Source organism: Rhodoblastus sp. (assembly GCF_052145335.1).
Lineage (GTDB): Bacteria > Pseudomonadota > Alphaproteobacteria > Rhizobiales > Beijerinckiaceae > Rhodoblastus.
Genome location: NZ_JBKQOU010000222.1, coordinates 1 through 5,870 on the forward strand (window position 1 = coordinate 1; position 5,870 = coordinate 5,870).

A 5,870-nucleotide genomic window follows, 5' to 3' on the forward strand; every position below is an offset into this window, starting at 1 on the left:
CCGCGCACGCAATCGTGAATGCTCGCCAAGCTTGGCTTTCATTGTTCGACCATCTTCGGCCGTTACTCCGACCGCCCCCGCCGCTGGCGGGCAAGGGGGGCAAACGCGCAAGAGGAAAATCGTCATGTTTCATTCCGATACCTCGCAACAGAACGCTTTCCAAAATCCGCAACAGCAGAATCCACAGCTTCTGCAACACTTGGCGCAGTTGCTGCACCAGGCGCAAAACCAGCAGTCACAGCAAGGCGGCTGGCAAGGCGCATTGGGTCAGGGAGCATTTGGTCAGGGAGCATTTGGTCAGGGCGGATTCGGTCAGAACTATGGGGCAGGCCAGTTCGGCGGACCGAACTGGGGCGCGCAGCGTCAACTTACCCCGCAGGACATCAGCAATGTGCTGCAGCAGATCGCTCCGGTTCTGCCTCAGATCATTGCGCAAGCGCAGCAGCAGTCCTATCAGCCCATGGCCGCCTACGGCGGTTTCGGCGGCAATCAGAGAAACCTGTCGTCGCAGGACGTCGGTGAGATCGTTCGCCAGATCCTGCCGGTGATCCCGCATCTGCTGCAATCCATGCAGCAGCAGCAGGGCTTCGGGCAGCAAGGGATGGGCCAGCAGGGCTTCGGCCAGCAGGGTCAGCACGGCCAGGGCTGGCAGGGGCTTGGCGCCTATGGCAACCAGCAACAGCAGACGCCCTGGCAGCAAAACCAGCAGCGCCAGATCACGCCCCAGGATGTGCAGGAGATCGCGCGGCAACTAGCCGAGGTCGTGGCCTATGGCCAGACTCTTGGCCAGCAACAGCAGCGCTTCTGATCGCGTGGCGGGCGGACGGTTTCGGCCGCCCGCCTGACCTCTTTTTGATCGTTTTGCCATTTTTTGAGGAGTATCCGATGGTTCGGTCCCAACAAGGCGCTTTTTCAGGACAAGGCGCAGCACGCAACACGCCAGGCTCCGGCGACGAATTGCGCATGCTGGCGGGCGTGCTGAATGACATCATGCCGGTTCTCGACCGTATCCAGGCGCGCTCGCCGCAGGCGGCGGCACCCGGCTTTTATGGGCAAATGCCGGTGGAAACGCTCGCCGCCGTGGCCTTCGTATCCGACCTGGGCGCCGACAGCCTGCGGCGGCTGACGGCCTATCTCGAGGCCAACGCGACGAAATTCGAAGGATTGGATAATTGCGCTCCGATCGTCGCTGCGGCGGCGCGGGCTTTGGCGGCGCGCGACTATGCCCAGGGTTTCACGCTGCTGTTCGAGGTCTATCGCGCCATCGCCATTTTGCGCGGCGACGATCCGGAACTGCCGGCGCCGGGTTCGATCGCCAATTTGTCGGCCGAAAGCCGGCGAGGCGAAGAAACGCAAGCGACCGACGATAAGCGCGATGGGCGTCGACCTGCGCATTGACACGAAATTTTGATGTGTAAAAGCAACGCTTTATCATAAAGTGGCATGGCAATTGCTCACCCTCCGGTTACTGTGCGATCATAGGCGCGGCAGTCGGAGGATGACTATTGTTGCAATCCGTCGGACCCTTTCCACTCGCTTTTTGCGGCGTCAGCGCTTACGCCGGCTCTATCGGTGGCAAAGGTCAAGCCGACGAAACCCTGCGTCAAACCAACGACCACGACGCCGCCCGGCTGCGGCGAAGCCTCACACGCGACCTGCATTCGCGCGATACGCATCGTGTAATGGCCGGCCTGATCGGCTTGCGGGCGCTTTGCGGCCATGCGTCCGATAAATACCGGGACTCCCTGCCGGCCTTCGGCGGAAATCAATCGCCGGCCGGGAGGCGACAGAGCGGTCCACGCGACGTATTGCGCGCTTTTGGCGCAAGGCCGCTGAGTTGCTCCGAGGCGCCGGGCCTTTACGCGATCCTCTCCAACATCAGCCGACGGGCCGGACTGGAGCGGGCGCCGGAGTTGTTTCTGCTCCCGTGTCACGGCATGAACGCCTACGCGCTGGGTGGCCCCGAAGACGCCTGCATTTCGGTGACGCGGGAGCTTTTGCGCTGTCTCTCCCGCGAGGAGATCGCCGGCATCATCGCCCATGAGGTCGCCCATATCTTGCATCGCGACACCGGCGCGATGCACTGGGCCTCCGCCGTCCAGCGCGAAATCGCCGCCCTGGCTCAGCGCGGAATCAGGGATTTGATGGCGCGCAGCCAGGATTTCGTCCGCATCGGATCGCAAGCCCTGCTGCTGGCCGCGGCGCCGGTGATGGCGGAACTGTTGATTGCAGCGCTTTCGCGGGTCCGTGAGCTTGCCGCCGATGCCAGGGCGATGGATCTGATCGAACATCCCAAGGCCCTTGTCGCCGCCTTGTGCAAGCTGGAATATTTCCACACCGGGCTTTCGCCGCTTCACGCCCACCTGCGCCAGGACACGCATGCGCTGCGCTCGCATCCCGGAACCTGGGAAAGAATCTCGCACCTTTCCTGATGCCGCCGGCCTTTGCTTGCGACTCCTCGAAAGCAGAGCGCCCGCAGTAATTTTTCGCGGTCAGAACGAGTGGCAGATCGCGCTGAAATGACTGCGCACGCGATTTTTGGCGGCTTCGTCGGCGCCGCTGCGATCAAGCGCGGCGAACACGGTTTCGATGTCTATGTCGGCGTCGACGCAGCGTTCCCAGAAGCATTTCGCGGTTTGGCGCAGGGCCTCCAAACCGGCGGGCGGCGAAGTCCAGGACGGCCGGTCAGGATGAGCGGATGCCGCCGCCTCGTAGAGGTTTTCGGCGATGCGCGCGCGTTCGACCAGCGCGTCGGCCGTTGGCGGTTCGTCGAAGCATAAAAGTCTCGCGGCATAGTGCGCGCTTGCTTTGATCAACGGGATAACCTGGGCGTTCATTGAGGCCTTGTCCGATATTGGAGGCGATGCCGGTTTGCGTTCCAGCGGCCTAGCGAATTTCGTGCCGGCGCGCTCTCCTTGACAACAGCCTGTTTCGGTCGTCAGCTTTGGCCTTGCGTCGCTCGGGAACGGGGGTCGAAGTGGTCGCAATTCTGGCTGTCGCGCTGGTTGTCGCCTTGTTCGTGGCAAGCCTCGCCGCCTATGCCGCCGTGACGGCGCGACAAGTAGAGAAGGCGATACCGCCGCAGGGTCGTTTCGTCGAGATCGACCATTGCCGGATCAATTATCTCGACATCGGCAGCGGTCCGGCGATCGTGATGATCCACGGTCTCGGCGGACAGATGCTGAACTTCAATTACGGCTTGATCGACCGGCTTGCGGGAGCCTTCCGCGTGATCGTCATCAGCCGGCCGGGGTCAGGTTATTCTACCCGGCCCGGAGACGAGCCCGCCCGACTGAGGGCTCAGGGCGATCTGGTCGCCAAATTCATCGCCAGGCTGGGGCTCGACCGTCCCCTGCTGGTCGGCCATTCGCTTGGCGGCGCGCTGTCGCTCGCCGTCGCCCTCGACCATCCCGAATGCGTCGGCGGGCTGGCATTGCTTGCGCCGCTGACCCATCCGGTTCCCCATCCGCCGGAACCGTTCCGCGATCTCGAAATCCAGTCGAAATTCTTGCGAACGCTGGTTGCCTGGACGCTGGCGACGCCGATGACGAAGTTCAAGCGCGACGCCATGCTTGAGGTGCTGTTCGGGCCCGACAAGGCGCCCGAGGATTTCGATACGCGCGGCGGCGGCCTTCTTTTTCTCAGGCCGAAAACATTCTACGCCGCTTCGCTCGATATGGTGGCTTCAAACGCCGACCTGCCGTCGATGGTCGAACGCTATCCCTCGCTTCGCCAACCTGTCGGCATCCTGTTCGGTAGGGACGACCGCATCCTCGATTATCGGAAACACGGCGTCGCCATGAAGACCGCCTTGCCCGACCTCAACCTGCAGATCATTCCGGGCGGCCATATGCTGCCTGTCTCCCATGTCGAAGAAACAGCGGCGTTCATCCGGCAGGCCATGGCGGGATTGAGACTTCCCGCCCTTTGACCGCTCTTCATTGCATCTCGTAATGATCGAGCGAAGCGCGACGGGTTTTGCGCTCGTAGTCGAGGGTCGAGCCGGGCCAAAGCGCCACATTGCGCCCTTGCTCATCCTGATACCAACTGCGGCAGCCGCCGGCCTGCCAGATCGAATTGGCCAGACGCGACTGGATATCTGCGAAAGAGGCGGCCTCGGCCTCCGGCTTCACGTCGATCGCGCGACTATTCCTGGCGTCCATCTGGTCGAGGCAGTCCATGATATGGCGCGCCTGCGCCTCGATCATGATGATCACCGAATTGTGGCCAAGGCCGGTGTTGGGGCCAAGAAGCATGTGAAAGTTCGGAAAGCCGCTGACCGCAATGCCCATATAGCTTCGTATCTGGTCGCGCCAGACATCGGCGAGCGCGACGCCTCCGCGCCCGATGACGGACAGGCGGCGAAACGGGCCCGCGACGTCGAAACCCGTCGCGTAGACGATCACGTCCGTCGGACGCTCCCGGCCATCCTGCGTTGCGATCGAATGGGGCCGCACTTCGGCGATGGGGCCGGTGATCACTTCGACGTTCTCGCGGAGCAAAGCCGGATAATAGTCGTCGGTGACGAGAATGCGTTTGCAGCCAATACGGTAATTCGGCGTCAGCTTTTCCCTCAAGGCCGGATCCTTGATCCGCGAATGCATATATATGCGAGCCAGGGCCTCGGCCTGGGCCCCAATGCCGAGCTTGCCCTTGAACACCGGCATCCGAAGTTCATGCACCGCATAAAGACCGGCGCGGAACAGCGACTTGTAGCCGGGGAGGCGGTGCAGCAGGACCTGCTCGAGCCTGGTGAGCGGCCGATCGAACTTCGGCAAGATCCAGGGCGCGGTGCGCTGATAGAGATCGAGCTTGCTCACTTTCGCGGCAATTTGCGGCACGATCTGTATAGCGCTGGCGCCGGAACCGATCACCGCGACATGGGCTCCGGCGAGATCGACCTTCTCGTCCCATTGCGCGGAATGGAATGATTTGCCCGCGAAAGCGTCGATCCCGGGAAGCTTGGGGATGGAGGGCGCGTGCAAGGCGCCGATCGCGGAGACCAGATGCCGCGCCGTGATCTGCCCGGTACTGGTGTCAACTCGCCAAAAAGCGTTGGCCTCATCCCACTCGGCCTTGGCCAGCGTCGTGCCGAACCTGATATGCGGCCTCAGTTCATATTCTTGCGCGACTTCATTGATATAGGCTAGTATTTCAGGCTGGCTTGGATAAAGGCGGCTCCAGTCCGGCTTCTGCGCGAAAGAAAGCGAATAGAGATGCGAGGGAATGTCGCAGGCGCAACCGGGATAGACGTTGTCGCGCCATGTGCCTCCGAGATCGCCCGCCTTCTCGATAATGACGAAATCCTTGCGGCCAGCCCTGTGCATCAGCGCGCCCATGCACAGGCCGCCAAGCCCGGCTCCGACGATGAGCATTTGCGTCTGAGGTTGTTTCGATGCGGATGCCGGGGTCGCTGGATTTGACTTGAGCAGCGTCGCCATTTCATCCTCCGCATGAGGTCGTCGCAGCCGTCAAGGGAACGGACGCTGTCAGCTTAAGCTTTCCGCCCGGCAAGGCAACTAGCCGAACGCGGTTCACTTTTCCGGACGCGCCCAGGCCAGGATGGTTTCGGGCGCGTCGTCGCAGACTTCCAGCGCCCGGAAGTCGCCGTGACGCTCCAGCGCCGCGTCCAGTCGCCGGCGGTAGTCGGCGCGCGAAATCTCTATCGCGCCCAGGCTTTCCAGATGCGGCGTCAGGAATTGCGCGTCGAGCAGCGAAAAGCCGCCGCGCCGCAGCCGCGCAAAAAGATAGGTCAGGCAGACTTTTGACGCGTCGGTGGCGGTGTGGAACATGCTCTCGCCGAAAAAGGCGCCCCCGAGCGCCAGGCCATAAAGGCCACCAACCATTTCGCCGTCTCGCCAGGCCTCCAC

The 5,870-nt window shown here is 62.5% G+C and carries 6 protein-coding genes and 1 pseudogene; 4 read left to right on the top strand and 3 right to left on the bottom strand.

Annotation, left to right across the window (positions count from 1 at the left end):
• The first annotated feature begins 124 nt into the window (after window positions 1-124).
• The 3 genes from ACLP2E_RS14005 to ACLP2E_RS14015 all read left to right on the top strand — a co-directional run bounded on the left by ACLP2E_RS14005 (window position 125) and on the right by ACLP2E_RS14015 (window position 2,432).
• Window positions 125-808 (top strand): hypothetical protein, encoded by a 684-nt coding sequence (locus ACLP2E_RS14005; protein ID WP_442466296.1) that lies wholly within the window; start codon window positions 125-127, stop codon window positions 806-808.
• Between the two features lie 77 nt (window positions 809-885).
• Entirely contained in the window at window positions 886-1,398 is a 513-nt protein-coding gene (locus ACLP2E_RS14010) for a hypothetical protein (protein ID WP_442461096.1), read from the top strand.
• A gap of 107 nt (window positions 1,399-1,505) precedes the next feature.
• Entirely contained in the window at window positions 1,506-2,432 is a 927-nt protein-coding gene (locus ACLP2E_RS14015) for a M48 family metalloprotease (protein ID WP_442466297.1), read from the top strand.
• Window positions 2,433-2,492: 60 nt separating this feature from the next.
• Here the strand turns inward: ACLP2E_RS14015 and ACLP2E_RS14020 are convergent, their stop codons facing one another.
• Window positions 2,493-2,837, bottom strand: a complete 345-nt coding sequence (locus tag ACLP2E_RS14020; RefSeq protein WP_442461098.1) for a hypothetical protein — start codon at window positions 2,835-2,837, stop codon at window positions 2,493-2,495.
• A 140-nt stretch (window positions 2,838-2,977) separates the two neighbouring features.
• Here ACLP2E_RS14020 and ACLP2E_RS14025 point away from each other — a divergent pair, with 140 nt between their 5' ends.
• A complete protein-coding gene (locus tag ACLP2E_RS14025) occupies window positions 2,978-3,931 on the top strand; it encodes an alpha/beta fold hydrolase (RefSeq protein ID WP_442466298.1) in 954 nt (317 codons plus the stop codon).
• 7 nt (window positions 3,932-3,938) lie between these two features.
• Here the strand turns inward: ACLP2E_RS14025 and ACLP2E_RS14030 are convergent, their stop codons facing one another.
• Window positions 3,939-5,441, bottom strand: coding sequence for a flavin-containing monooxygenase (locus ACLP2E_RS14030; protein ID WP_442466299.1), 1,503 nt, complete (start codon window positions 5,439-5,441; stop codon window positions 3,939-3,941).
• A 93-nt stretch (window positions 5,442-5,534) separates the two neighbouring features.
• Window positions 5,535-5,870, bottom strand: a pseudogene (locus ACLP2E_RS14035) (leucyl/phenylalanyl-tRNA--protein transferase); the annotation flags it as partial.

Excerpts from the sequence above, each read along its gene's own strand:
- ACLP2E_RS14005 (WP_442466296.1), top strand. The coding sequence starts at position 125 with ATGTTTCATTCCGATACCTCGCAACAGAACGCTTTCCAAAATCCGCAA.
- ACLP2E_RS14010 (WP_442461096.1), top strand. The coding sequence starts at position 886 with ATGGTTCGGTCCCAACAAGGCGCTTTTTCAGGACAAGGCGCAGCACGC.
- ACLP2E_RS14020 (WP_442461098.1), bottom strand. The coding sequence starts at position 2,837 with ATGAACGCCCAGGTTATCCCGTTGATCAAAGCAAGCGCGCACTATGCC.
- ACLP2E_RS14030 (WP_442466299.1), bottom strand. The coding sequence starts at position 5,441 with ATGGCGACGCTGCTCAAGTCAAATCCAGCGACCCCGGCATCCGCATCG.